A 25,425-nucleotide genomic window follows, 5' to 3' on the forward strand; every position below is an offset into this window, starting at 1 on the left:
ATTGGATTTCCAAATAGGTCCAGATTTCATGGCAATCTCGGAAGAGACGTTCTTTCTCGATCCCGCGTTCGAGGGAACACTGCAAAAACAGATCCAGTCGATGATTGCCGAGGGCATCCTGTCCGGCCGTTTCCGGCCGGGCGAGAAGCTGCCATCCAGCCGCGGTCTTGCCCGCCACCTTGGGATCAGCCGGATCACCGTGACGCTGGCCTATACCGAGCTTCAGGCCGACGACTACATCGTGTCTCGTGGCCGTTCTGGCTACTTCGTGTCCGATACCGCGCCTCAACCAAGGCTATCCGGACCGGTTTCTGTTCGCGAAGATACGGTCGACTGGAACAGCGTTGTCGGCACGCGGTTCTCCGCGCTTCGTCAGGTGCGTAAACCCGACAACTGGCAAAGCTACCGTTACCCGTTCATCTACGGTCAGGCGGACGCGACCCTGTTCGACCATGCGAACTGGCGGCTTTGCGCGCTGCAGGCGCTGGGGCAACGCGATTTCAACGCGATGACGGCGGACTACTTCGAACGGGACGACCCGAAACTCGTCGAGTTCATCGCCCGTCATTCGCTGCCTAGGCGGGGCATTGTCGCGGGGCCGGACGAAATCCTGGTGACACTCGGCGCGCAGAACGCGCTTTGGATCGCCGCCCAGGTGCTGCTGAATTCCAGTCGTACCGCGGTCATCGAAAGCCCTTGTTATCCGGGCCTGTCCAGCGTGCTCGCCGAAACCGGGTGCACCATGGTCGCCATTCCGATCGACGACTCCGGTTTGCCGCCCGACAGTGTGCCTGCCGAGGCCGACGTGGTCTTTACGACACCCAGCCATCATTGCCCCACGTCGGTGACAATGCCGCTGGAGCGCCGGCGGGGACTTCTGGACAGGGCGTCCCGGGACGATTTCATCGTGGTCGAGGATGATTACGAGTTCGAGATGTCGTTCCTGACGCCGCCGTCTCCGGCGCTCAAGTCGTTGGATCGGGAAGGGCGTGTGATTCACGTCGGGTCTTTCTCCAAATCTCTCTTCCCGGGCCTGCGCCTGGGATACCTTGTCGGACCGGCGGCGTTCATCCGCGAGGCGCGCGCGCTCCGGGCGCTTTTGCTGCGTCATCCGCCGGGCCATGTGCAGCGCACGGCAGCCTATTTCATGTCGCTTGGCCACTATGACGCGCTGATCAAGCGCATGGCCCGTGCCTTCGGGAAGCGTCGGAAGATCATGTCGGCTGCCATTGCGAAGGCCGGGCTGGAAATGGTGGGCGGCGGCGAAGGCGGCTCCAGCTTCTGGATCAAGGCGCCGGCAGGTGTGGATACGGAAATTCTGGCCGCACGGCTTCGGGAAAAAAGCGTGTTGGTCGAGCCGGGCGCAGTCTTCTTTCCCCAACCCGACCCGCCCCGCTGCTATTTCCGCCTGGCATACAGCTCGATCCCCGAAGATCGGATCGCCAAGGGCATTTCCATCATAGCTGACGAGATCGCAGGCTTCTGATCGACTGCCGAGAATGTCTGGCCTTAGCCGGCGCTGGTAACTGGCCCTAACCGGGAATCGGGTGCGCGCATAAGTTCCGCGCAACTCTTGGAGGAAGCACCAATGAAAATGACAACCGAAGAAGCCTTCGTCAAAGTCCTGCAGATGCATGGCATCACCAATGCCTTCGGCATCATCGGTTCGGCCTTCATGCCGATTTCCGACCTATTCCCAAAGGCCGGCATCAAGTTCTGGGACTGTGCGCACGAAGGCTCCGGTGGTTTCATGGCCGACGGCTATACCCGCGCATCCGGCAAGATGAGCATGATGATCGCCCAGAACGGTCCGGGCATCACAAACTTCGTCACGCCCGTGAAGACCGCCTACTGGAACCACACGCCGCTGCTGCTGGTCACGCCGCAGGCGGCCAACAAGACGATCGGCCAGGGCGGCTTCCAGGAAGTCGAGCAGATGAAACTGTTCGAGGACATGGTGGCCTACCAGGAAGAGGTGCGTGATCCGACCCGTATCGCCGAGGTACTGAACCGCGTGATCCTGAAAGCGCATCGCGCCTCGGCACCGGCACAGATCAACGTGCCGCGCGATTACTGGACACAGGTAATCGATATCGAATTGCCGAAGATCGTGGAATTCGAGCGACCCGCCGGTGGCGAAAAGGCCCTGGATGCCGCCGCTGCGCTTCTGAGAAATGCGAAGAACCCGGTGATCCTGAACGGCGCTGGCGTGGTGCTGGGCGGGGCCATCCCGTCGACCATCGAACTGGCCGAGCGTCTGACGGCGCCGGTTTGCGTTGGCTATCAGCACAACGACGCTTTCCCCGGCTCCCATCCGCTTTTCGCAGGACCGTTGGGCTACAACGGGTCAAAGGCAGGAATGGAACTGATCAAGGAAGCCGACGTCGTTCTTTGCCTTGGGACGCGCCTGAACCCGTTCTCGACCCTGCCGGGCTACGGAATCGATTACTGGCCGGTCGATGCGAAGATCATCCAGGTCGATATCAACCCCGACCGGATCGGTCTGACCAAGAAGGTCACGGTAGGCATTGTCGGGGATGCCAGGAAGGTCGCCGAGGGCCTGCTGGCGCGTCTTCCCGAAATGGATCCGAACGCTGATCGAAAGGCCAGGATTGCACAGGCCAAGAGCGCCTGGGCGCAGCAACTGTCGTCGATGGATCACGAAGAAGACGATCCGGGCACAACATGGAACCAGCGCGCCCGTGCAGCCAAGCCCGACTGGATGAGCCCCCGCATGGCATGGCGCGCCATTCAGCGCAGTCTTCCGAAAGAGGCGATCATCTCCTCGGACATCGGCAACAACTGCGCTATCGGAAACGCCTATCCCTCGTTCGAGGAAGGCCGCAAGTACCTTGCTCCGGGCCTCTTCGGACCCTGTGGCTATGGTCTGCCGTCGATTGTCGGCGCCAAGATCGGCTGCCCTGATGTTCCTGTTGTCGGCTTTGCCGGTGACGGCGCTTTTGGCATCGCGGTGAACGAACTGACTGCCATCGGCCGCGGTGACTGGCCGCCGATCACCCAGATCGTGTTCCGCAACTACCAGTGGGGCGCCGAAAAGCGGAACTCTACCTTGTGGTACGACGACAACTTCGTAGGCACCGAGCTGGACGAAGGCGTCAGCTATGCCAAGATCGCCGAGGCCTGCGGTCTCAAGGGCGTGGTCGCGCGTACCATGGACGAGCTGACCGACGTGCTGGCGCAGGCCATCAAGGACCAGATGGAAAACGGAACCACGACCTTGATCGAAGCGATGATCAACCAGGAACTGGGCGAGCCGTTCCGTCGTGACGCGATGAAAAAGCCGGTCGCCGTCGCGGGTGTCAGCGACGCCGACATGGCGGCCGAGTGAGCGACGCAGGCGACATCCTCGTCCTGAACGCGGGCTCGTCCTCGATCAAGTTCGCGGTCTTCGACAGCGACTTGAACCCGAAATGCTCCGGCATCGCCGCAGAAATCGGTGCCGGAGGTTTCGTGGAAGTGGATGGCGAACGCAAACGCCAGCCACTGATCGATCACAAGGCAGCCCTGCAGGCGGTCTTGTCTGCGCTGAAGTCCAAGGGCATCGGGCTGGACAAGCTTCGCGCCGCGGCGCACCGCGTCGTCCACGGCGGCAGGAACCTGTCCCAGCCGGTCCGGCTGAACGCTGATGTGCGGGCCGAGATCGCGGCCTGTTCACCGCTTGCACCTCTCCACAATCCTCATAACCTGGCTGCAATCGACACTTTGGCGCAGATCGCTCCTGAATTGGCGCAATTTGCGAGTTTCGATACTGCATTTCACACAACCAACCCGGACGTGGCCACCCGCTATGCCATTCCGCGGATGGAAGAAACCAAGGGCATCCGGCGCTATGGCTTCCACGGCCTGTCCTATGCCTCGATGGTCGCCACCTGGCCCGATGTAACGGGCGAAAAACTGCCCTCGCGCCTCTTGGGATTTCACCTTGGCAATGGCGCATCGCTCTGCGCGATCAAGAACGGCCAGTCCATCGCCACCACCATGGGCTACTCTCCGCTGGACGGTCTGACGATGGGAACGCGCTCGGGCGGGATCGACGCCAACGCGGTGTTGCGGCTGGTCGAGGATCACGGGCTGGAGCGGACCAAGGCGATCCTCAACCACGAAAGCGGACTACTCGGCCTCTCGGGCGGCAAGTCCGACATGCGCAACCTCATGCTCGACCATTCGGCCGACGCGAATTTTGCGGTCGAGCATTTCTGCTATTGGACGCTGCGCCATGCCGGCAGCCTGATCGCCGCGATGGAAGGCCTCGACGCCATCGCCTTCACCGGGGGCATCGGCGAGAACGCGGTGACGGTTCGCGCTCTGATCCTGCGCGGCCTTGAGTGGATCGGCGTGCGGATGGACCCCGACGCCAACCACCGCAACGGGCCTCGGCTTCATGCCGAGACCAGCAAGGTCGGTGTCTGGATCGTGCCGGCGCGCGAGGAATGGATGATCGCACGCGACGCCCTGACCCTTCTGGAGGCAGCATGATGCCTCAGCCGAGTGACAGCGAGATGACCGTAGCCGCTACGATGTCGTCAACGCTGGCCCCGCGCGAGAGATCGCAGACAGGTTTGCGGAACCCCTGTAGAAATGGGCCGATAGCCTGTGCGCCCGCCAATTCCTGCGCCAGCTTGTACGCGATGTTGCCAGCGTCCAGAGATGGGAAGACCAGCACGTTCGCATCGCCGGAACCCGCGCCCTTGCGCGACGCAATGCCGGGGTTCAACGCCGCATCTGCCTGTACCGGGCCCTCCAGCCCGAAACCGCGCTCGCGCAGCATCTCGGCTGCCCTGGCCACCTTGTCGACCGACGGACCGGTGCCGCTTGTGCCGGTGGAGTACGACAGAAGCGCCATGCGCGCGCTGCCCAGCAGGGCCTCACCGGAACTCATCGATGCCACGGCGATCGCGGCAAGTCCGGCGGCATCCGGATCAACGGTCACGGCGCAATCGGCGAAGATCATTTCGCGACCGTCGGGAAACACCATCAGGAAGAAGGACGAGGGAGCGTCAACGCCTTCGGCCAGCCCGATGGCCAGCGATGCGGCCTCGATCACGCGCCTCGTCGGAGCGACGGCCCCGGCCACCATGGCGTCAGCCTCGCCGGCGGCCACCATGGCGGCGGCGCGGATCAGCGGCTTGGCGATCATCCGCGAGGCGATCGCGGGCTTCACTCCGCGCGCCGCCACCAGCACCTGGGCCAAGGCTTCCGACGGCTCGGCCAGCGGCACTGGTTCGGCCAAGCCCTGCGCGCCCAGCCGCCGGGCGGCCTCGGCGGTGCGTTCGTCTTCCATCTCCGGCAGCACAACGCGGGCTTTTCGCGCGCGCGCCGCTTCGATTGCCGTCTCGATGATACCCATCTATTCCCCCGTTTTTTTGAGGAGCAGCTAAATGACCGACGCCCCAAAGATCAACCGTGGACTCATGGGTGTCTACTTCGACCGTTCCGCCGTGTCCGATATCGACGGTGCCGGTGGGCGCCTGTTCTATCGAGGCTATTCGATTGATGACCTCGCGACCCGGGCGACATTCGAGGAGGTCTGCTACCTGCTGATCATGGGGGAACTGCCGACCGCCAGCGAACTGGCGGACTTTGATCAGAGGCTCAAGGCCGCTCGGGTCCTGCCCGGCGAGATCTACGACATCATCCGCGCAACCGCCTCGGGCCATCCGATGAACGTGCTGCGGACCGCTGTTTCGGCCCTGGCTGCGCTCGAACCCGGCTCTGCGGATTCGTCCGAACACGGCATGCTGGAGAACGGCATTCGCCTGACGGCGCAGGTGCCGATGATCATCGCCGCGCATGAGGCGATCCGAAACGGGCGCGACCCGGTGGCGCCGGATCCCGCGCTGGGCCACGCGGCCAACTGGCTCTGGATGCTGAAAGGCGAGAAGCCCTCCGAAGAAGCCGCGCGGCTTGCCGATGTCGATCTCATCCTGCACGCCGAACACGGCTCCAACGCGTCCTCTTTCGCGGCGCGCGTGACCGTCGGAACCGAAGCCGATATGCATTGCGCGATCACCACCGCTATCGCGACGCTGGCAGGCCCGGCTCACGGTGGTGCTGCGGAAGATGTGATGAAGATGGTGGAGGAAATCGGCTCGCCTGAAAATGCTGCCGCCTATGTGAAGGAAAAGCGCAAGAACCGGGAACCCGTCACCGGGTTCGGTCACCGCGTCTACCGCGCCGAGGATCCGCGCGCCCGTCACATGCGCGAGGGTGTGCGTAAGCTGGGCGAGGAGATGGGAGAGCCCCGCTGGTACGAGATTCTGCAGGGCGTCGTAGAGGCGATGAAGCCCTACGCACGTCACGGTCTGAATGTGAACGTCGATTTCTACTCGGGCGTCGTCTACCAGTTGCACGGCATTCCGATGGACCTTTACGTACCGATTTTCGCGATTGGCCGGATGCCCGGATGGGTCATCCAGTGCCTTGAGCAGAAACGCGGCAATATCCTGATCCGCCCTCTGACGGTCTACAATGGGCCGGAGCCCCGGGATTGGGTGCCCCTGGACGCGCGATAATCGGTGCGCCACCGGGGGCTCTGCCCCCGGACCCCCGAAGTATTTCGGCCAAGAGGAAAGTGCGGACCGGGTTTGCCGACCGTTCGGCGATCAGAGTTTTTCGCGGTAGATGAGTTGCTGCGCCGCGCCCGCTCCAAGCAGCCAGAGCGACGAGATGATCAGCCCCCAGTGCGCCCAGCTTTCGGGATGGAAGTTCACCCATGCCGCCCAGCCGGCGAAGAACGTCCAGGCGAAGGCCATCGGCAAAGTGACGGCACGCCAGCGCTTGGTGCGCACGGGATGCACGAACTTAATCGGAAAAAGCATCGCGATGGCCAGGACCGAGACCAGGACAAGAATGATCTCGAACTGTGGCTTGATCGCGAAAAGGACGAGCACCACCATATTCCAGCATCCGGGGAACCCGCTGAAGGAATAGTCGGAGGTCTTCATCCGCGTATCGGCGAAATAGATCGCGGACATGAAGGTGATCACTATGATCGCGAACCATCCGGTCCAACCGGGCAAAAGACCCGAGTGGAAAAGCGCGAAGGCCGGGATGAAGACATAGGTCAGGTAGTCGATGATCAGGTCCAGAAGAACGCCATCGATGCGTGGCGCATTGGTCTGAACGTCCGTCTTGCGCGCCAGGGGTCCATCGACCCCGTCGACGGCGAATGCCACCACGAGCCAGAAGAACATCGCGGCCCAGTCGCCCTTTGCCGCTTCCAGCATGGCAAGCATCGCGAACACCGCTCCCGAGGCGGTCAGCAGGTGGACAAGATAGGCGTTGGTCTTTGCTGTCATCGGACCGTCATGGAGCAGGGCATGTTCATGTGCAAACAGTTTCCACTCGTCTTACGCACCACTGAAGGGCGGGGGGGATCAACGCGCCCTCGGGTGGGCGGCCTCGTAGACCTCCATGAGGCGAGCAGTGTCAACGGCGGTATAGGCCTGTGTCGTCGACAAGGACGCATGCCCAAGCAGTTCCTGTATGGTCCGCAGATCCCCTCCGGCGTTCATCAGGTGGGTGGCGAAGCTGTGTCTCATGGCATGGGGTGTAGCGGTTGCCGGCAGGCCAAGCTGGGCCCGGGCCTGTTCCATCACTTTCTGGATCAGGCGTGCGTTCAGCGCTCCGCCGCGCGCGCCCCGGAACAGAGGGGCGTCCGGTTCCGGGTCATGGGGACAGGCCTCGAGATAGCTGTTCACCGCCCGTCTCGCGACCGGAATGACGGGAACGATCCGCTCCTTTCCGCCTTTGCCTCTGATCCGCAGTGTCTCACCCAGCGGCAGGTCACGGCCGGTCAGCGAAAGCGCCTCGGATATCCGAAGGCCGCAACCGTAGAGAAGCGTGACCACCGCAGCGTCTCGACGAGAGATCCAATCGGTGACCGACTGAACTTCCACTGTTTCGATCATGGCGCGCGCGGCGTTTTCGGCCAAGGGCCGCGGCAACTTCTTCTGAAAGCGCGGACTCCGTGTCATCAGCACGGGTGTCGGATCGAAGCCTTCGCGCTCGGCCTGCCAGGCGATGAAGTTCTTGACCGCGGAAAGGGCACGCGCCAGCGACCGGGGACCAAGTCCTCTTGCCCTCTCGTGTGCCATCCAGGACCGCATCGTTCCGGTATCGATACGGGAAAGTTGCGCCGCGCCCAGGGAGTCGCCCTCGTGTATCTGAAGAAACGACAGGAAACCCGTCAGGTCTGACCTGTAGGCTTCGATCGTCTTCTGGCTGCGCCCGCCGACGGCCTTCAGGTCGGCCAGCCAGCGCGCGAGCGCGTCGCTGAGGCCTGGAGAGATCAATCCAGCCAGCGGCGCATCGCACGTTCGAAGACGCCGCCCATGAAACTGAGAAGGTCTGTGCCCTGATGCGGCGCAAAATGCGCTGCATCCTCCGAAGCGAACGCCAGCATCCCCGGCAGACGGTTCTCGCCGAAATTCAGAAGGATACAGGCCTCCGAGCCGACCCAGTCAGCCGGGTCCGAAAAGACCGCCCCGGCCATCTCGGTCGCGCGCCGCAGCGTGACATGCCGCACGGGCCGTCCCTGGCCGATATAGTCGTTGATGAACCCCGGGCGGACCAGCGCAAGCACATCCGCGCCCGGTCCCTCGACCAGGCCCGCCTCATGGCTCTCCAGAACAAGACGGACAGCGCCGAGATTCAGGATGTCAGCGACATCCCGGCCAAGGCAGGCGAGAAAGGCGTCGAATTCCAGCGGTTCAAGGAAGGCAAGAATGGCGCGATGCACCTGGTTCATTCCCGACAGGTTGTCATAGGCCGCAGCGATCACCGATCGGTGGGTCTCTTCCAGCCGGCTCAACCGTGACTCGAGCCGTTCCATAGCAACGCCGCGAAGATCGACGATATTCTGCCCCATCGCACGTTCGTTGGCAGCGACCAGCGCGCGCATGACATCGGGGTCTTCCAGTATGACTTCGGGATCCTGAAGGATGCGCATACGCACATCTTCGGCAATCGCGGTTGCCTGCTCGTTCATCTCTGCCTCGTTTTCCTGGCCGTCATGAAGGCGCGGCCGTTGTTTCGTGTCACTGTGGCAGGGAGCACAGTCTGGCTCAAGTGTCTTGAACGCGCGATGCCGAAGGCGCGGCAGGGCTGCAACGGTTTGAACGCCGATCCTGTGGCAGTCTCGAATTCCTGGGCAACCTTGGAGGGAGGGAAGCCATGACTGCAAATCAGGAATGGCAAGTGTCGGGCGGCGCAGCGCAACGCGACGAGGCGACCCTTGTGCCGTTCATCTATGTTCCGTGGGCGAAGCATCTTCTGCAGCGCGCCGTGTTGCGCCGTGGCGAGGCCTTTCCGGACGTCGCCCGCGGAACAGGGATCGTGGCACGGACGGCAGGCGAAAGGCTCGGCGAGGATGCGCGGATTGTTTGCGTCGATATCAACGCGGACATGCTGTCCGTCGCATCCGCGATCGCAACGGAACTCGAATGGGCCATGGCGCGCGCCTAGTGCGTCGCCAGAACCGCGCCCGGGTTCATGATGCCCTTGGGGTCGAGCGCCGCCTTGATCGCGCGCATGGCCGACAGTTTGGCCGGATCGGCATAGCGCTCCAGGGCCGCGACTTTCAGACGTCCAAGCCCGTGCTCGGCGCTGAAACTTCCGCCCCGAGCTACGACCATGTCATGAACAAGGCGCGAAATCCCGGATGCCCGGTCGTTGTAGTCCGCACGGCTTTTTCCGGCCGGCGGGAACATGTTGTAGTGTAGGTTCCCATCGCCAAGGTGACCGAATGTGTTGATCCTCACCGGGGCCAGGGCGCGTACGGCCTCGCCTGCCTCTGACAGAAACCCCGGCAATTCCGATAGGGGCAGCGAGATGTCATGGCTTGCGATCGCTCCGACCCGCCGGTTCGCCACCGGTATCGTCTCGCGCAGAGACCAGAAGTCGCTGCGCTGCTGACCCGATTGGGCGATGGCGCCGTCAAGCACAAGGCCCCGATCCATCGCCGTCTCGAAGATGGTCAGAAGGATCGCCTCCGGATCGACGCCGGGACCGGTTCCGATCTCGGCCAGAACCGACCAGTCCGGCACATCATCCAGCGGGTGACGCGCATTCATGCCCGCCTCGGCCAGGAACTCGAACCCTTCACGGGACATGATCTCGAATGCCGAAATGGACTCTCCCGCATGGTCCCGGAACAGAGACAGCAACTCCAGTGCTTCGGAAGGTCCGGGGACGGCCAGAAACGCCGTCGCAAGATGCGCCGGGCGGGGCGACAGCGACAGGGCGGCGGCCGTGATGATCCCCAGCGTGCCCTCGGACCCGATCAGCAGATGGCGCAGGTCGTATCCGGTGTTGTCCTTTTTCAGGCGCTTCAGCCCGCGGAAGATCTGCCCATCCGGCAGAACGGCCTCGATCCCAAGACAGAGATCCCGTGCCATTCCATAGCGCAGCACGTTCAGCCCGCCGGAATTGACCGCCAGAGCGCCGCCGATCCGGGCGCTGTCCTGACTGGCATAGGACAGGGGAAAGAGGCGGCCTGTCTTCTCGGCCGCGGCCTGAACCTGCGCCACTGTCGCACCCGCTTCGGCGACCAGAACGTCCTCTGCGGGAAAGACCTCGCGGATCGCTGCCATCCTTTCCAGCGACAGGATCAAGGGAACGGGGCCGCTGGTGCTGATCTGGCCAGATACAAGGCCGGTTCCGCCACCATAAGGCACGATCCCGACCCCGGCATCGGCGCAGGCCTTGACGACGGCAGCCACTTCCTCGGTCGTCGACGGTCGTGCAACGAAACTCGGCCGCGAATGGAACAGCCCGCGCGGTTCCTCAAGGTAAGACGGAGCGGCCGGCCGGACCGAAAGGGCCGGCAGGAGTGAAGACAGCCTTTCGGCGAAAGTGGAGTCGGCGTCGTTGAGCATGGGCGCGAGTTAGGGCAGGCCTTACGGGGATGTCAAACGCTCGAAAGCATTATTCGTTGTCGTTCAGCCATCTTGGCTCGAGAACCACCACGGTCGGCCTCGACGGAAGATCGCGAAGCGAAAGTTCAAGGCTCGATGTCCCCGGCATCTGAACGTTGAATTCGTTCGATATGCCGGCCAGGAAGCGATCCAGAGAATTGCGGGAAAACCAGTGCATCGGCAGTACGATCGACGATCTCAGCCTGTTCACGATCCGGATCATCGTCGGGGTGTCCACGGTCAGACCGCCGTCGACCGCGGCCATGACAACGTCCAGCCGGCCGATGGCCGCATAGGTTTCATCCGAAGGCTCGTGGTGCAAATGGCCCAGATGCCCGATGCAAAGCCCGGCGACCTCGAACACGAAGATCGAGTTGTTGTCCTCTACACGCCCTTCGCCGAAGCGGCTGCGGATATCCGTCGTCACGTTCCGGACCAGCATCTCTCCCAGGTCAAGGTAGTAATCCGCTGGTTCCCCTTCCTGACGCCAGCCGGGCAGGACATGCTTGATGTCCGGGTGCGGAAAGGCCGTCCAGTGACTGTCATGCGCGTTGTTCATGGTGACGACATCGGGGATCATGCCGGTCGCACCGATGAAGCCCGTGAAATCCGTGACGGCCGTAAGGCCGCCATGGGTCTGGATCATGTACATGGAATGATCGATGTAGCTCAGCCTGACGCTGAACTCGTCCTTGACCGCGTCCCGCCATGACGCCTGTCGTACATAGGTCATCTCGGGCGAGGCATCGGCAATCGCAAAGCAATGCGATGGGCGACGGTCTTGTGCGGACGCCGCAGAAGTTCCAAGGGCCAGAAGGAAAACGGTGACAAGACGCAGCATGGGGCACCTCTGTTTCCACAGATGATAGCGCACCTGAAGTGTCGCTCAAGTCAGGCGGTGATCACGATCTCGCATCCGCCTTCCCGACAGGCCTCGGTCACGGGCGTCGGCGGAGGCTCATCCGTGACGAAAGCGTCGAAGCTCGCGATCCGCCCGATCCTGACCGGAGCCGAGCGCGCGAACTTCGAGTGATCCGCCATCAGCCATGACCGGCGGGCCAGTTCCATGACAGTCTGCGCCACCCGGACTTCACGGAAATCATAATCCAGGGCATCGCCGTCCTCCGAGAGTGCGGAGGCGCCCAGAAGCGCATAGTCGGGACGAAATTGCCTCACGAACTCGGCGGTCGTTTCGCCCACCAGGCCGCCGTCCGAGTTCCGCAGCAAGCCGCCGGTCAGGATCAGGTCCACGCCGGGAGCAGCGGACAAGGCGTTCCCTGCGTGCAGGTTGTTCGTCACAACCATCAGGTTGCGGTGTTCCGTCAGTCTCCGCGCCACCGCCTCGAGTGTCGTCCCGATATCCAGGAATACCGAGGCGCCGTTCGGAATGCGGCGGGCCACCTCGGCGGCCATGCGCTCCTTGCCCTCCGATTGCAGAACCTTGCGGTCGTCATGCCCGATGTTTCGCGTGCCGGAAGGCAGAACGGCGCCTCCGTAGACCCGCACCAGGTGCCCCTCGTCACAAAGCGTGTTCAGATCGCGCCGCGCCGTCTGAACGGTCACGCCAAAGGCGCGCGAGAGAGAATCGGTCGACACCTTGCCTTGCCGGCGCGCCAGATCGAGGATGTCGTTCAGCCGGATGTTCTGGGACATGCCCACAGTCTCCTTCGGAATGTTCGCGCAGAGAAAAAAGCGAACATATGAGCGGCAATTTCATCCTATTTGTGTTCGCTTATTTTTCGGAAATCAACGCTTAGGACGTGATCCAAAAGGGCGATTGCCGTAACTTGCGGGAACGAAACGAAAAGAACATTTCGAGCGGAAACGAACATCGTTCGGGGATGGAACAATGTCAGACCAGATCAGCGACATCTTCGTCATAGGCGGCGGAATCAACGGCACCGGTATCGCGCGGGACGCTCAGGGCAGGGGGCTGAAAGTGCGGCTGGCCGAAATGGGCGATCTGGCCTCCGCCACCTCCTCGGCCTCGACGAAGCTGTTTCACGGGGGACTGCGCTATCTGGAATACTTCGAAATCGACCTCGTGAAGAAGGCCCTGATCGAACGCGAGACGTTGCTCAGGGCCATGCCACACATTTCCTGGCCGATGCGTTTCGTTCTGCCTTACCATCCTGACATGCGGTTCGAGAACACGACTCCCGCATCCCGGCTTCTTTCCCTGTTCATGCCCTGGATGAAAGGTCGCCGCCCGGCCTGGATGATCCGGTTGGGCCTCTTCATGTACGACCATCTCGGTGGCCGTGAAATCCTGCCCGGGACGACGCGGCTTGATCTTCGAAAGGCACCGGAAGGCGCCCCCCTGAACGACAAGTTCGAGATGGCCTATGAATATTCGGATTGCTGGGTCGAAGATGCGCGCCTTGTCGTGCTCAATGCGCGCGACGCCGAAGAGAGGGGCGCGAAAATCATGGTTCGGACCAAGGTGGTCAGCGCCGAGCGCGATGGCGAGTTCTGGCATATCGTAACGCGCAACATGGATACCGGGGCCGAGGAAACTCACCGTGCCCGGGTCATTGTCAACGCGGGCGGGCCCTGGGTCGAAGACGTCGTGCGCAACACCGCGCGGCTCAACACGTCGGAAGGTATCCGGCTGGTTCAGGGCAGCCATATCGTCACCAGGAGACTCTTCGAGCACGACAAGTGCTATTTCTTCCAGGGCGAGGACGGCCGGATCATATTCGCGATCCCTTACGAAACCGATTTTACCCTGATTGGCACCACCGATCACGAATATCACGGCAATCCGTCCGAGGCGGCCTGCTCGGATGAAGAGGCGGAATACCTCGTCGGCTTCATAAACAAGTACCTGAAAAACCCGATCTCAAGGGCAGATATCGTCTGGACGTATTCCGGCGTGCGCCCGCTGTATGACGACGGCGCCAAGTCCGCCACGGCCGCAACCCGCGACTACGTGCTTTCGCTCGACGACAAGGGTGCGCCGATCCTCTCGGTGTTCGGCGGCAAGATCACGACCTACCGGAAGCTTGCCGAACAGGCGATGAAGAAACTTGAGCCCTTCTTTCCCGGCCTCAAGTCGGAATGGACTGCAGGCGTCCCTTTGCCAGGCGGCGATTTTCCGGTCGGCGACGTCGACCGGTTGGTGGAAGAACTGAAAGCCTCGTACCCCTTCCTGACCGATTTCTGGGCAAGGCGCCTTGTGCGTGCCTACGGCACCGAGGCCTCCGATCTTCTGGCCGGTGCGACCGATGCCCGGTCGCTGGGCGTCGACTTCGGTGCAACGCTGACCGAAGCCGAAGTGCGCTGGCTCATGGAACGGGAATACGCCCGCCGGGCCGACGACGTGGTCTGGCGGCGTTCGAAGTTGGGGCTTAGGATGAACTCCGAAGAGATCGCGGCACTGGACGCCTGGATGCAGGCCAATCCGGTTGGACAAGCGGCAGCGTAACGAAAGCGACAGGGAGGGGAGGAAGCAGATGACCTTTGTCATGGCCATCGATCAGGGCACGACGTCGAGCAGGGCAATCCTTTTCGACGAGGCGATGAAGATCCATACCATCGCGCAAGAGGAATTCCCCCAGCACTATCCTGCAAGCGGTTGGGTGGAACACGATCCATCCGATCTCTGGTCCACCACGGCAGCCGTCTGCCGCGCGGCAATCGAGAAGGCCGGCGCCTCGGCGTCCGACATCGCGGCCATCGGTATCACCAACCAACGCGAGACGACCGTCGTTTGGGAAAAGGACACTGGCAAACCGCTTCACAACGCCATCGTCTGGCAGGACAGGCGCACCGCCGACTATTGCGCCCGCATGGTGGCCGAGGGGCATGAGGAAACGATCACTGCCAAGACCGGACTTCTGTTCGATCCGTATTTCTCATCAACCAAGCTCAAGTGGATCCTAGATCAGAACGAAGGATCACGTGAACGGGCCCGTCGCGGAGAAATCCTATTCGGAACCGTGGACACATACATCATCTGGCGGTTGACGGGTGGAAAGGTGCATGCGACCGATGCCACGAACGCCTGCCGCACCATGCTGTACGACATCCACAAGGGCGTATGGTCCTCGACCATCTGCAAGATGCTGGACATTCCCATGGAGATGCTGCCCGAGGTCAAGGATTGCGCGGCCGATTTCGGCGTGACACGCTCCGATCTCTTCGGACGCGAGATCCCGATCCTGGGCGTCGCCGGCGACCAGCAAGCCGCAACGGTGGGCCAGGCCTGTTTTCAGCCCGGCATGATGAAATCGACCTACGGCACCGGCTGCTTCGCGCTGATGAACACGGGCGATGCGCCGGTGCGCTCGCAGAACCGGCTTCTGACGACCGTGGCCTACCAACTGGATGGCAAGCCGACCTACGCGCTGGAAGGCTCCATCTTCATCGCCGGCGCCGTCGTGCAGTGGCTGCGTGACGGCCTGAAGATCATCCGCGAGGCGTCCGAGACCCAACCGCTGGCCGAGGCGTCCGACCCAAAACAGTCGGTGATCATCGTTCCGGCCTTCACCGGCTTGGGCGCTCCTTACTGGAAGCCAGATTGCCGGGGTGCGATCTACGGTCTGACCCGCAACTCCGGGCCAGCCGAATTCGCGCGCGCGGCGCTGGAGAGCGTCGGGTACCAGACAAGGGACTTGCTGGAGGCGATGACGGCGGATTCGCCCAACTCGACCGGCGGAATCCTGCGCGTGGACGGCGGAATGTCGGTCAGCGACTGGACGATGCAGTTTCTTTCAGACGTCATCGGCGCCGAGGTGGACCGTCCCGAAGTCAAGGAAACAACCGCGCTTGGCGCGGCCTGGCTTGCAGGTATGAAGGCTGGAATTTATCCAGACCAGCAAGGGTTTTCGAGGAACTGGCGACTGGAGAAACGATTCGAACCCCGGATGCCTGATAAAGAGCGCAATGAGCGGTATTCTCTCTGGAAAAAGGCAGTCGAGGCGACAATCTCGGTCTGAACTCGTCAGAATCCTTGCATGAACGGAAAAATCGATAAATAAAGCGGCGTGAGAAATTGCGTTAACGCTAACATATTGCTTCAGCGGGCAACCGGCCCCGGAGAGTCGTCATGAGCAAGGAAGTCCTTAAGGGCGCTGTCCTGTCCCATCTCAAGTACACGTTGGGTAAGGACGCCGATCACGCGACGATTTATGACTGGCGTGTTGCGCTCAGCCAGGCGGTAAGGGACCGGATCGTTGATCCCTGGTTCGAAGCGACGCGGACGGCTTACCGCGCGGACGCCAAGCGGGTCTACTATCTTTCGATGGAATTCCTGATCGGGCGGCTTTTGGAAGACGCCATGGTCAACACCGGTGTCCTGGACGAGGCCAAGGCCGTATTCGATGAACTTGGACTGCCTTTCGATCGCGTGATTCACAACGAGCCTGACGCCGCACTTGGCAACGGTGGCCTCGGCCGTCTGGCGGCGTGTTTCCTGGAAAGTCTCTCGACGCTTGGCATACCGGCCTATGGCTATGGAATCCGTTACGAGCACGGCCTGTTCCGGCAGCGCTTCGAGAATGGCTGGCAGATCGAAGAGCCAGAGGACTGGCTGACGCAAGAGCATGTCTGGGAGTTCGAACGCCCAGAGGCCTCGTTCGAGATCGGCTTCGGCGGAAATGTACACAACAACGGCGGGCGCGCCGTCTGGCGTCCGCAGGAAGCCGTGATCGCGCAGGCTTTCGATACACCGGTGATCGGCTGGCAGGGCCGCTGGGCCAACACGCTCCGTCTCTGGGGTGCGCTGCCCAAGAAGGTATTGGACCTCGGTCGGTTCAATGCCGGGGATTATTCCGGTGCCGCCGAGGTCGAGGCCCTGGCCCGCACCATCAGCCGGGTTCTGTATCCCGACGACACCAGTGACGCTGGCAAGGCGCTCCGGCTCAAGCAGGAGTATTTCTTCACCGCTGCCTCGCTGCGCGACATCCTGCGCCGGTTCGAACAGGACCATACCGACTGGCGCGACCTGCCCAAGAAGGTCGCCATTCAGCTGAACGATACTCACCCAGCAATTGCGGGCCCCGAGTTGGTCCGGCTTCTGACGGACGAGCGCGGGATGGAGTTCGAAGACGCCGTCGACGTCGCCCGCGGTTGCCTGAACTACACGAACCATACTCTTCTGCCCGAGGCCCTGGAGCGCTGGTCGGAAGGTCTCATGGGGTACCTGCTGCCGCGCCATTTGGAACTCATCGACCAGATCGACGCGCTCCATGCGAGGCAGTACCCATCTCGCACGGTTACCGCGCGCGAGCACGGCGAAGTGAAGATGGGAGAACTCAGCTTCATCATGGCGAGCCGCGTGAACGGCGTTTCGGCGCTTCACACGGAGCTGATGAAGGAAACCGTGTTCAAGGACCTGCACACCCTTCACCCCGAGCGGATCGTGAACCAGACAAACGGGGTCACGCCGCGGCGCTGGCTTCGGTCGTGTAACCCGGCGCTGTCCACTCTGATCACCGATACGATCGGCGAAGGATGGGTCCGCGATGCAGAGCAGTTGCTGCAGCTCGAACCTCATATCGGTGATGCCGGATTCCTGGACCGCTTTGCGGCTGCCAAGCACACCAACAAGGTGCAGCTTTCGAACTGGGTTGGCCGGAATCTCGGGGTCAAACTCGACCCGGACGCGATGTTCGACATCCAGATCAAGCGTATCCACGAATACAAGCGCCAGCACCTGAATATTCTTGAGACCATCGCGCTCTGGCAGGAAATGCGGGACCATCCGAATGCCGACTGGACCCCGCGCGTCAAGGTTTTCGGGGGCAAGGCTGCGCCCGGCTACCATTTCGCCAAGCAAATCATTCACCTGATCAATTCGGTCGCGCGCGTGGTGAACAACGACCCTGTCACCTCGAAATGGCTGAAGGTAATTTACCCGCCGAACTACAACGTGACTCTCGCGGAACGCCTTATCCCGGCGGCCGATCTCTCCGAACAGATCTCCACGGCTGGCAAGGAAGCCTCGGGGACCGGCAACATGAAATTCGCCCTGAACGGCGCGCTCACGATCGGCACGCTGGACGGTGCAAATGTCGAGATCCGCGAACATGTGGGGGCCGAGAACTTCTTCCTCTTCGGGATGACCGCGCAGGAAGTCATGGAGCGCCGTGCGGTGGAGGGGCATGCGGCCGAGGCGATCGCGGCCGATCCGCGCCTGGCTCGCGCAATCGACTCGCTCAGGAACGGCACGTTCGCCGATGGGGACCATGATCGGTTTCGTGGTATCGCCGACAATCTCGCGATTTCCGACTACTTCCTCGTTTGTTCCGACTTCACCGACTACTGGCGCGCCAGCCGCGAGGTGGATTCGGCTTTCCGCGATTCGGGCCACTGGTGGCGCATGGCGGCGCTCAACACGGCGCGGTCCGGGTGGTTCTCGTCTGATCGGACGATACAGGGCTACGCAAAGGACATTTGGAATGCCGCGTCTCAGATGTCGGCGAATACGCTTGCTGCCGAGTAATGGTTCCTGTCCAATCGGACGCACGGGAGGGGACAGATATGCCGAAGTCAGATGAACCGACTGCCGCGATCTCGCTGGAAGACGCCCGGAGAATCACCGTCGGTCAGCATGATGATCCGTTTGCCGTTCTCGGGCCTCACAATGTCGGTCGTACGCGTTATGTAACTGCCTTTGATCCGGGAGCGGCCAAGCTGTCCGCGGTGGTTGGCGGCAAGATGCATACGCTTTCGCCCGTCGAGGGCGCGCAGGGTGTTTTTTCCGGCAAGGTTCCGGGAACCAAGCCCTATCATCTCCACGGTGAAGACGGATTTGGCGGGTCATGGAATTATGACGATGCCTACCGTTTTGGTCCGGTGATCGGGGAAATGGACGAATACCTTCTGGCCGAAGGGACACACGAACGGATCTGGCAGGTACTGGGTGCGCACGCGATCACCCATGAAGGTACCGAAGGCACTCACTTCGCCGTCTGGGCTCCAAACGCGCGCAGGGTTTCGGTTGTCGGAGATTTCAACGCGTGGGATGGCCGTCGTCACGCGATGCGCCGCCGTGGGAGTACCGGCGTCTGGGAGGTTTTCGTGCCCGGCGTGGGCGAGGGTACCGTCTACAAGTACGAGATTCTCGGTGTCGACGGCCGGACCTGTCCACTGAAAGCGGACCCGGTCGGCTTCGGCTCACAGCATGCGCCCGAGAATGCCAGCGTCGTCCGCGATATAAGCGGCTATGGCTGGCACGACACCGATTGGATGTCGGGCCGCGCCGGGAGAAATGCGCGCGAGGCCGCGATCAGCGTCTATGAGGTTCACCTCGGTTCGTGGAAGCGAAAGCACAACGAGGGTGGTCGGTCGCTCTCCTACCGGGAACTGGCGGACGAGTTGGTTGACTACTGCGTCGACATGGGCTTCACCCATCTGGAGTTGCTGCCGGTCAGCGAGTACCCGTTCGACGGGTCCTGGGGCTACCAGCCGGTCGGGCTTTTCGCTCCGACGATCCGCTTCGGTCCGCCGCACGAGTTCCGCGATCTCGTGGATGCCGCGCACCAGAAGGGGCTCGGCGTCATCCTTGACTGGGTGCCGGGTCACTTTCCGACGGATGCGCATGGCCTAGGCCGTTTCGACGGTACGGCCCTCTACGAGCACGCGGATCCGCGCGAAGGTTTCCATCAGGACTGGAATACCTACATCTTCAACTACGGTCGTCGCGAAGTTGCCAACTATCTGATATCGAACGCCCTTTACTGGCTGGAGGAATATCACATCGACGGCCTGCGCGTGGATGCCGTGGCCTCGATGCTGTACCGTGACTACAGCCGCAAGGAAGGTGAGTGGGTGCCCAATAAGGACGGCGGGCGCGAGAACTACGAAGCGATTGCCATGCTGCAGCGTATGAACATCACGACCTACGGCAAGGTTCCCGGGATCATGACCGTTGCCGAGGAATCCACCTCGTTCCCGGGTGTCTCACGCCCCGTCGACGCCGGTGGTCTGGGGTTCGGCTACAAGTGGAACATGGGCTGGATGAACGACACGCTCGAGTACATGAAGAAAGAGCCGATCCATCGTCGCCACCACCATCACCAGATGACATTCGGGATGCACTACGCGTTCAGCGAGAACTTCATCCTCCCGATCAGCCACGACGAGGTCGTTCACGGCAAGGGCAGCATGCTGACCAAGATGCCCGGCGACGACTGGCAGAAATTCGCGAACCTGCGGGCCTACTACGGTTTCATGTGGGGCCATCCGGGCAAGAAGCTTCTGTTCATGGGGCAGGAGATCGCCCAGCGTTCCGAATGGAACCACAACGCCGAAGTCGACTGGGCCGCGCTGGCCGACGAGAAACACGCCGGCATGCAGCGCCTCGTGCGCGATCTCAACGCCCTTTACCGCGACATGCCGGCACTGCATGTCAAGGATTGTTTCCCGGATGGCTTCCAATGGATCGAAGCCAGCGATGCGGATGAAAGCGTCTATGCCTGGGTTCGATACGGCAACGAGGGTGACGCGCCTGTCGTGGTTCTCTGCAACTTCACGCCGGTCACGCGCGAGGGCTGGCGATGCGGTCTGCCGCGCGCGGGTACATGGCGCGAGGTCATGAATACGGATGCCGGAGTTTACGGCGGCTCGAACACTGGAAACATGGGCAAGGTCCCGGCTACCGAAGAGGGTTGGCACGGACAGCCGGCCTCGGCACATGTGACCATTCCACCGCTCAGCGCGGTCTTCCTGGCCTGGGAAGAAAGCTGAGCACAGCAAGGAACGAAGGGGAGGTAAAGATGACCACCAACACCACAAGATTGACCCAGCGCTCAATGGCCTTCGTTCTGGCCGGTGGCCGGGGCTCGCGGCTGAAGGAACTGACCGACAACCGCGTGAAACCTGCCGTCTATTTCGGCGGCAAGACCAGGATCATCGACTTCGCTTTGTCGAATGCGATGAACTCAGGCATCCGCAAAATGGCGGTCGCAACCCAGTACAAGGCGCACAGCCTGATCCGGCATTGCCAGCGCGGCTGGAACTTCTTCCGCGCCGAACGCAACGAATTCCTTGATATCCTGCCGGCCTCGCAGCGCGTGGACGAAAAGATGTGGTACGAGGGAACGGCCGACGCCGTGCGCCAGAACATCGACATCGTGGACAGCTACGACATCGATTACATCCTGATCCTCGCGGGCGATCACATCTACAAGATGGATTACGAGGTCATGCTGCGTCAGCATGTCGAAGCGGATGCCGACGTGACGGTCGGTTGCCTGACCGTGCCGCGCATGGACGCCACCGCTTTCGGCGTCATGAATGTCGATGCATCCGATCGCATCACGCAATTCCTTGAAAAGCCTGCCGATCCTCCCGGTATCCCCGGCGACGAGGACAACGCGCTCGCGTCCATGGGTATCTATGTCTTCAAGTGGAGCTTCCTGCGCGAACTTCTTCTCGAAGACGCGGACAACGCGAATTCCAGCCACGATTTCGGCGGCGACATCATCCCCAACATCGTGAAGAACGGCAAGGCAATGGCCCACCGTTTCGATCACAGCTGCGTCCGGCACGAGTCGGCAACCGAATCCTACTGGCGCGACGTGGGAACCGTCGATGCCTTCTGGAAAGCCAATATCGACCTGACGAACTTCGATCCCGATCTGGACCTCTGGGATCGGAACTGGCCGATCTGGACCTATTTCGAAGCCGCTCCTCCCGCCAAGTTCATTCACGACCAGGCCGACCGTCGCGGATCTGCCGTGTCCTCGCTTGTCTCGGGCGGCTGCGTGGTTTCCGGTACCGAGATCCGGAATTCGCTTCTCTTCACACAGGTTCACACCAACTCGTTTGCCGTCCTCGATCATGTCGTGGCACTTCCCTACGTCGAAGTCGCGCGCTCGGCCCGTCTGAAGAACTGCGTCGTGGACCGCCGGGTCTTCATTCCCGAGGGGCTCGTCGTGGGCGAAGATCCGGAAGAAGACGCAAAGTGGTTCCGGGTCACCGATAACGGTATTACGCTCATCACCCAGAAAATGTTGGATAAGCGCGCCGCAACGAAATGAAACCGGTCCTCTCCGTCACCTCCGAATGCGTGCCGCTCATAAAGACGGGCGGTCTCGCCGACGTGGCAGGGGCATTGCCCGGCGCGCTTTCGCCATTCGGGTGGGAGATGCGGACGCTTCTGCCCGGATACCGGCAGGTCATGTCCCGATGCCGCAAGGCGAAAAGCGTCATGGACCTGCCCGACCTCTTCGGTGGGGCAGTCCGGGTGCTTCAGGCAAAAGTCGATGGCCTGAAGCTCTATGTGCTTGACGCACCGCATCTTTTCGACCGGGAGGGCACGCCGTACCTTGATCCGCAGGGGCGGGATTTCCCCGATAACCCCGAGCGTTTCGCGGCGCTCTCCTGGGTTGCCGCCCGCATCGCCTGCGAAGGGATCGGTGGCTGGACTCCGAAAGTACTTCACGGTCACGACTGGCAGGCAGGGCTTGCAGCCTATTTCGCGCGCAAGGCCGGTTGCGAAGTGGCGACCGTTTTCACGATCCACAACATCGCCTTCCAGGGTGTTGCGCCCGCCGACCGCATTGGCAGACTGAAACTCGACCGTGCGGATTTCACCGCGCGTGGGTTCGAGTACTGGGGCCAGGTCAGCACGATGAAAGCGGCACTGATCTGGTCCGATCGCATCACGACCGTAAGCCCGACCTATGCGGCCGAGTTGCAGACCCCTGAGTTCGGCATGGGAATGGAAGGCCTCCTGCGCAGCCGGGAAGCTGACCTGAAAGGTATCCTGAACGGGATCGACACCGATGTCTGGAACCCGGCGACCGACCCCGAGATCGCCAGCTACAAGACGGCGAAGGGAAAGGCGCGGGCAAAGACGAAGCTTCTCAAGGAATTCGGACTGCAACCAACGGATGGTCCGCTCTGTGCGGTGATCTCGCGTCTCAGTCATCAGAAGGGTCTGGACGTCCTGCTCGAAGCATTGCCGGCTCTCGTGGACCGCGGCGGTCAGCTTGTCCTCCTGGGGTCCGGTGATGCCGCGCTCGAGGCGGCGCTTCGGAATGCGTCCTCGCATCCAAACGTGGCAGTTCACATCGGCTACGACGAGGGAATGTCGCACCGCATCATGGCCGGTGCCGATGCCATTCTCGTGCCATCGCGCTTCGAGCCCTGCGGCCTGACCCAACTCTACGGGTTGCGTTACGGCACGATTCCCGTCGTGGCGATGACCGGAGGTCTTGCCGATACCGTGATCAACGCCAGTCCGATGGCTCTGCGTTCCGGCGTCGCGACAGGTGTCCAGTTTCAGCCGGTTACCGCTCATGCGCTGGCCTCGGCATTGATCCGGACTGTCGAACTTTTTAAGGACAAACCGACCTGGGAGGCGCTGCAGCGAAACGCGATGCGGCAGGAGGTCGGTTGGGAGGCTTCTGCGGCGGAGTATGCCGCACTTTACGAAGAGGTTGCCCGGTCCCGATGAATTATTCGATGTCTGCCGGAAGGTCCGCTCCCCTCGGGGCGACCGTTGATGGTGACGGGGTAAATTTCGCGGTTTTCTCGGACCATGCGACGGCCATGTTTGTCTGTCTCTTCGACAGCGAGACGGGCGAAGAAACGCGTCTGTCTCTTCCCGAGAGAACCGGGGGCGTCTGGCATGGCCGTGTTGGGGGCATCGGTGCGGGGCAGGCCTATGGGTTTCGCGCGCAGGGTCCCTACCGTCCGGACGAAGGCCACCGATTCAACGCGAACAAGCTGCTGCTCGATCCGTATGCCCGCCGCATCACCGGCCATCCCCATTGGCACGACGCGCTCTATGGCTATGACGTCTCCGCCGAGGCCAAGGACCTCAGCTTCGACACCCGTGACAGCGCGCGCTGGATGCCCCGCTGCATCGTGGAGGACATCCTGACGTCGCCCGCCAACAATCCCGACCGGCCACTGGGCGACACGGTTGTCTACGAGACGCATGTCAAAGGGCTGACAGCCCGCCATCCCTCGGTGCCCGACGGTGGCACTTTCCTTGCGGCGGCCAGTGCGCCTATTCTCGATCACCTGACAAAGCTCGGTGTCACGGCGGTGGAGTTCCTGCCGGTACAGGCCTTCATCAACGACCACTTCCTCGTCCGCAAGGGGCTGACCAACTACTGGGGCTACCAGACCATCGGCTTCTTCGCGCCGGACCCCCGCTACCTGTCCCAAGGCCGGATCGCCGAGGTCCGCACCATGGTCGACGGGTTCCACTCGGCCGGGATCGAGGTGCTCCTCGACGTGGTCTACAACCACACCGGCGAAGGCGACCAGCTGGGTCCGACCCTTGCCTTCCGGGGTCTCGACAATGCCAGCTATTACCGGCTTGAACCCAACCGCCGCTATTACGTCAACGACAGCGGCACCGGGAACACGCTGAACATGGACCACCCGATGGTCCTGCGTATGGTCATGGATTCGCTGCGCTACTGGGTTCAGGTCATGGGCGTAGACGGGTTCCGCTTCGATCTTGCCGCCGCGCTTGGCCGCACGCCCGCCGGGTTCGACGGCGGTGCCTCCTTCTTTGACGCGCTCCGCCAGGACCCGGTGCTCAGCCAGGTCAAGCTCATCGCCGAGCCGTGGGACATCGGGCCCGGCGGCTATCAGCTTGGCGCCTTTCCTCCGCCCTTCATGGAATGGAACGACAAGTTCCGCGACGGCGTCCGCCAGTTCTGGCGGGGCGACGCCTTTCGGGCGCCTGATCTCGCCAATCGCCTGACCGGTTCGGCCGAGCAGTTCGATCACTCGGGCCGTCCCGCCACCTCCTCGGTCAACTTTCTCACGGCCCATGACGGCATGACCCTGCAAGACACGGTCAGCTATGCGCGCAAGCACAACGAGGCCAATGGCGAAGGCGGCAAGGACGGCCACAGCCACGACTATTCGGACAACATGGGGGTCGAGGGCGCGACCGGCGACCCGGCCATCACTGCCGCACGGGCCCGGCGCAAACGCGCGATGATGGCAACGCTTCTCTTCAGCCAGGGCACGCCGATGATTTTGGCCGGTGACGAGATCGGCCACACCCAGGGCGGCAACAACAACGCCTACAACCAGGACAATGAAACGTCCTGGCTCGACTGGTCGGACGTCGATGAAGAGTTCCTGGCCTTCACACGCCGCCTTATCGCCTTTCGGCGCGACCACCCGATCCTGCGGCAGAAACTGTTCCTGCATTCGCGCGAACGCGCGATCGACGGCGTGGAGGATCTTTTCTGGTGGCGCGAAGACGGCCAGCCCATGGAGGCGCGGGACTGGCACGATCCGGAGCGCAAGCTGGTCGCCGTCGAAAAGCGCACGGCAGCAGGCACACCGGCCTATGCCGCGCTCGAATACGCGATCCTGCTGATTTTCAACGCGGGGGATGCCCTGCGCTTCACCCTGCCGCCCGCGCCAGAGGGTCAATTCTGGTGCCACGAAATCGACAGCGCTACGCCGGATCACGCGGCTGGTGTAATCATGGACAAGACGATCGGGATCGCCGGGCAAAGCGTGTCGGCGCTGGTGCTGGTGCAGAAGACTGAATGAGGGA

19 protein-coding genes are annotated in these 25,425 nt (G+C 62.2%); 12 read left to right on the forward strand and 7 right to left on the reverse strand.

Annotated elements, in window-relative coordinates; genetic code table 11:
• Positions 1-28: 28 nt before the first annotated feature.
• From pdxR to ACKLNI_RS19410, 3 genes are all read left to right on the forward strand, one after another.
• A complete protein-coding gene (gene pdxR / locus ACKLNI_RS19400; RefSeq protein WP_413720750.1) occupies positions 29-1,486 on the forward strand; it encodes a MocR-like pyridoxine biosynthesis transcription factor PdxR in 1,458 nt (485 codons plus the stop codon).
• A 102-nt stretch (positions 1,487-1,588) separates the two neighbouring features.
• Positions 1,589-3,349, forward strand: coding sequence for a sulfoacetaldehyde acetyltransferase (xsc, locus tag ACKLNI_RS19405; protein WP_413720751.1), 1,761 nt, complete (start codon positions 1,589-1,591; stop codon positions 3,347-3,349).
• Positions 3,346-4,497: an acetate/propionate family kinase gene (locus ACKLNI_RS19410; protein ID WP_413720752.1), complete on the forward strand. Its 1,152-nt coding sequence runs from the start codon at positions 3,346-3,348 to the stop codon at positions 4,495-4,497. The genes xsc and ACKLNI_RS19410 overlap by 4 nt, the downstream gene beginning before the upstream one ends.
• Before the next feature lie 4 nt (positions 4,498-4,501).
• On the opposite strand, the gene ACKLNI_RS19415 is transcribed toward ACKLNI_RS19410, so the two are convergent.
• Positions 4,502-5,368, reverse strand: a complete 867-nt coding sequence (locus ACKLNI_RS19415; RefSeq protein WP_413720753.1) for a phosphate acyltransferase — start codon at positions 5,366-5,368, stop codon at positions 4,502-4,504.
• 31 nt (positions 5,369-5,399) lie between these two features.
• On the opposite strand from ACKLNI_RS19415, the gene ACKLNI_RS19420 reads away from it, so the two are divergent.
• Positions 5,400-6,533, forward strand: a complete 1,134-nt coding sequence (locus tag ACKLNI_RS19420) for a citrate/2-methylcitrate synthase (protein ID WP_413720754.1) — start codon at positions 5,400-5,402, stop codon at positions 6,531-6,533.
• A 90-nt stretch (positions 6,534-6,623) separates the two neighbouring features.
• Here the strand turns inward: ACKLNI_RS19420 and ACKLNI_RS19425 are convergent, their stop codons facing one another.
• The 3 genes from ACKLNI_RS19425 to ACKLNI_RS19435 all read right to left on the reverse strand — a co-directional run bounded on the left by ACKLNI_RS19425 (position 6,624) and on the right by ACKLNI_RS19435 (position 9,010).
• A complete protein-coding gene (locus ACKLNI_RS19425; protein WP_413720755.1) occupies positions 6,624-7,319 on the reverse strand; it encodes a CDP-alcohol phosphatidyltransferase family protein in 696 nt (231 codons plus the stop codon).
• Positions 7,320-7,397: 78 nt separating this feature from the next.
• Positions 7,398-8,315: a tyrosine recombinase XerC gene (locus ACKLNI_RS19430; protein WP_413720756.1), complete on the reverse strand. Its 918-nt coding sequence runs from the start codon at positions 8,313-8,315 to the stop codon at positions 7,398-7,400.
• Positions 8,312-9,010: a DUF484 family protein gene (locus tag ACKLNI_RS19435; RefSeq protein WP_413720757.1), complete on the reverse strand. Its 699-nt coding sequence runs from the start codon at positions 9,008-9,010 to the stop codon at positions 8,312-8,314. The genes ACKLNI_RS19430 and ACKLNI_RS19435 overlap by 4 nt, the downstream gene beginning before the upstream one ends.
• Positions 9,011-9,195: 185 nt before the next feature.
• Here ACKLNI_RS19435 and ACKLNI_RS19440 point away from each other — a divergent pair, with 185 nt between their 5' ends.
• A complete protein-coding gene (locus ACKLNI_RS19440) occupies positions 9,196-9,486 on the forward strand; it encodes a class I SAM-dependent methyltransferase (protein ID WP_413720758.1) in 291 nt (96 codons plus the stop codon).
• Here the strand turns inward: ACKLNI_RS19440 and ACKLNI_RS19445 are convergent.
• The 3 genes from ACKLNI_RS19445 to ACKLNI_RS19455 are packed head-to-tail and all read right to left on the reverse strand — an operon-like array spanning position 9,483 to position 12,590.
• A complete protein-coding gene (locus tag ACKLNI_RS19445) occupies positions 9,483-10,898 on the reverse strand; it encodes an FAD-binding oxidoreductase (protein ID WP_413720759.1) in 1,416 nt (471 codons plus the stop codon). The two genes, ACKLNI_RS19440 and ACKLNI_RS19445, sit on opposite strands and share 4 nt — an antisense overlap.
• A gap of 49 nt (positions 10,899-10,947) precedes the next feature.
• Positions 10,948-11,778 carry an MBL fold metallo-hydrolase gene (locus ACKLNI_RS19450; protein WP_413720760.1) on the reverse strand — a complete coding sequence of 277 codons (831 nt, stop codon included), beginning with the start codon at positions 11,776-11,778 and terminating at the stop codon, positions 10,948-10,950.
• A gap of 50 nt (positions 11,779-11,828) precedes the next feature.
• Complete coding sequence (locus ACKLNI_RS19455; protein WP_413720761.1) at positions 11,829-12,590, reverse strand: DeoR/GlpR family DNA-binding transcription regulator; 762 nt, start codon at positions 12,588-12,590, stop codon at positions 11,829-11,831.
• Positions 12,591-12,786: 196 nt separating this feature from the next.
• Here ACKLNI_RS19455 and glpD point away from each other — a divergent pair, with 196 nt between their 5' ends.
• The 7 genes from glpD (at position 12,787) to glgX (ending at position 25,421) form a co-directional block, all read left to right on the forward strand.
• Entirely contained in the window at positions 12,787-14,364 is a 1,578-nt protein-coding gene (gene glpD, locus ACKLNI_RS19460; RefSeq protein WP_413720762.1) for a glycerol-3-phosphate dehydrogenase, read from the forward strand.
• A 28-nt stretch (positions 14,365-14,392) separates the two neighbouring features.
• Positions 14,393-15,877 (forward strand): glycerol kinase GlpK, encoded by a 1,485-nt coding sequence (gene glpK / locus ACKLNI_RS19465; protein WP_413720763.1) that lies wholly within the window; start codon positions 14,393-14,395, stop codon positions 15,875-15,877.
• Positions 15,878-15,987: 110 nt separating this feature from the next.
• Positions 15,988-18,384, forward strand: coding sequence for a glycogen/starch/alpha-glucan phosphorylase (locus ACKLNI_RS19470; RefSeq protein ID WP_413720764.1), 2,397 nt, complete (start codon positions 15,988-15,990; stop codon positions 18,382-18,384).
• 38 nt (positions 18,385-18,422) lie between these two features.
• Complete coding sequence (glgB, locus tag ACKLNI_RS19475; RefSeq protein WP_413720765.1) at positions 18,423-20,630, forward strand: 1,4-alpha-glucan branching protein GlgB; 2,208 nt, start codon at positions 18,423-18,425, stop codon at positions 20,628-20,630.
• 29 nt (positions 20,631-20,659) lie between these two features.
• Entirely contained in the window at positions 20,660-21,925 is a 1,266-nt protein-coding gene (glgC, locus tag ACKLNI_RS19480) for a glucose-1-phosphate adenylyltransferase (protein ID WP_413720766.1), read from the forward strand.
• Positions 21,922-23,346 (forward strand): glycogen synthase GlgA, encoded by a 1,425-nt coding sequence (gene glgA / locus ACKLNI_RS19485; RefSeq protein ID WP_413720767.1) that lies wholly within the window; start codon positions 21,922-21,924, stop codon positions 23,344-23,346. Before glgC ends, glgA begins: the two co-directional genes overlap by 4 nt.
• 8 nt (positions 23,347-23,354) lie before the next feature.
• The gene (gene glgX, locus ACKLNI_RS19490) at positions 23,355-25,421 is read left to right on the forward strand and encodes a glycogen debranching protein GlgX (protein WP_413720768.1); all 2,067 of its coding nucleotides are present in this window, start codon (positions 23,355-23,357) and stop codon (positions 25,419-25,421) included.
• Positions 25,422-25,425 lie beyond the last annotated feature (4 nt).

This window comes from Silicimonas lutimaris (genome assembly GCF_047314965.1).
In the GTDB taxonomy this organism is placed as follows: domain Bacteria; phylum Pseudomonadota; class Alphaproteobacteria; order Rhodobacterales; family Rhodobacteraceae; genus JAVJUV01.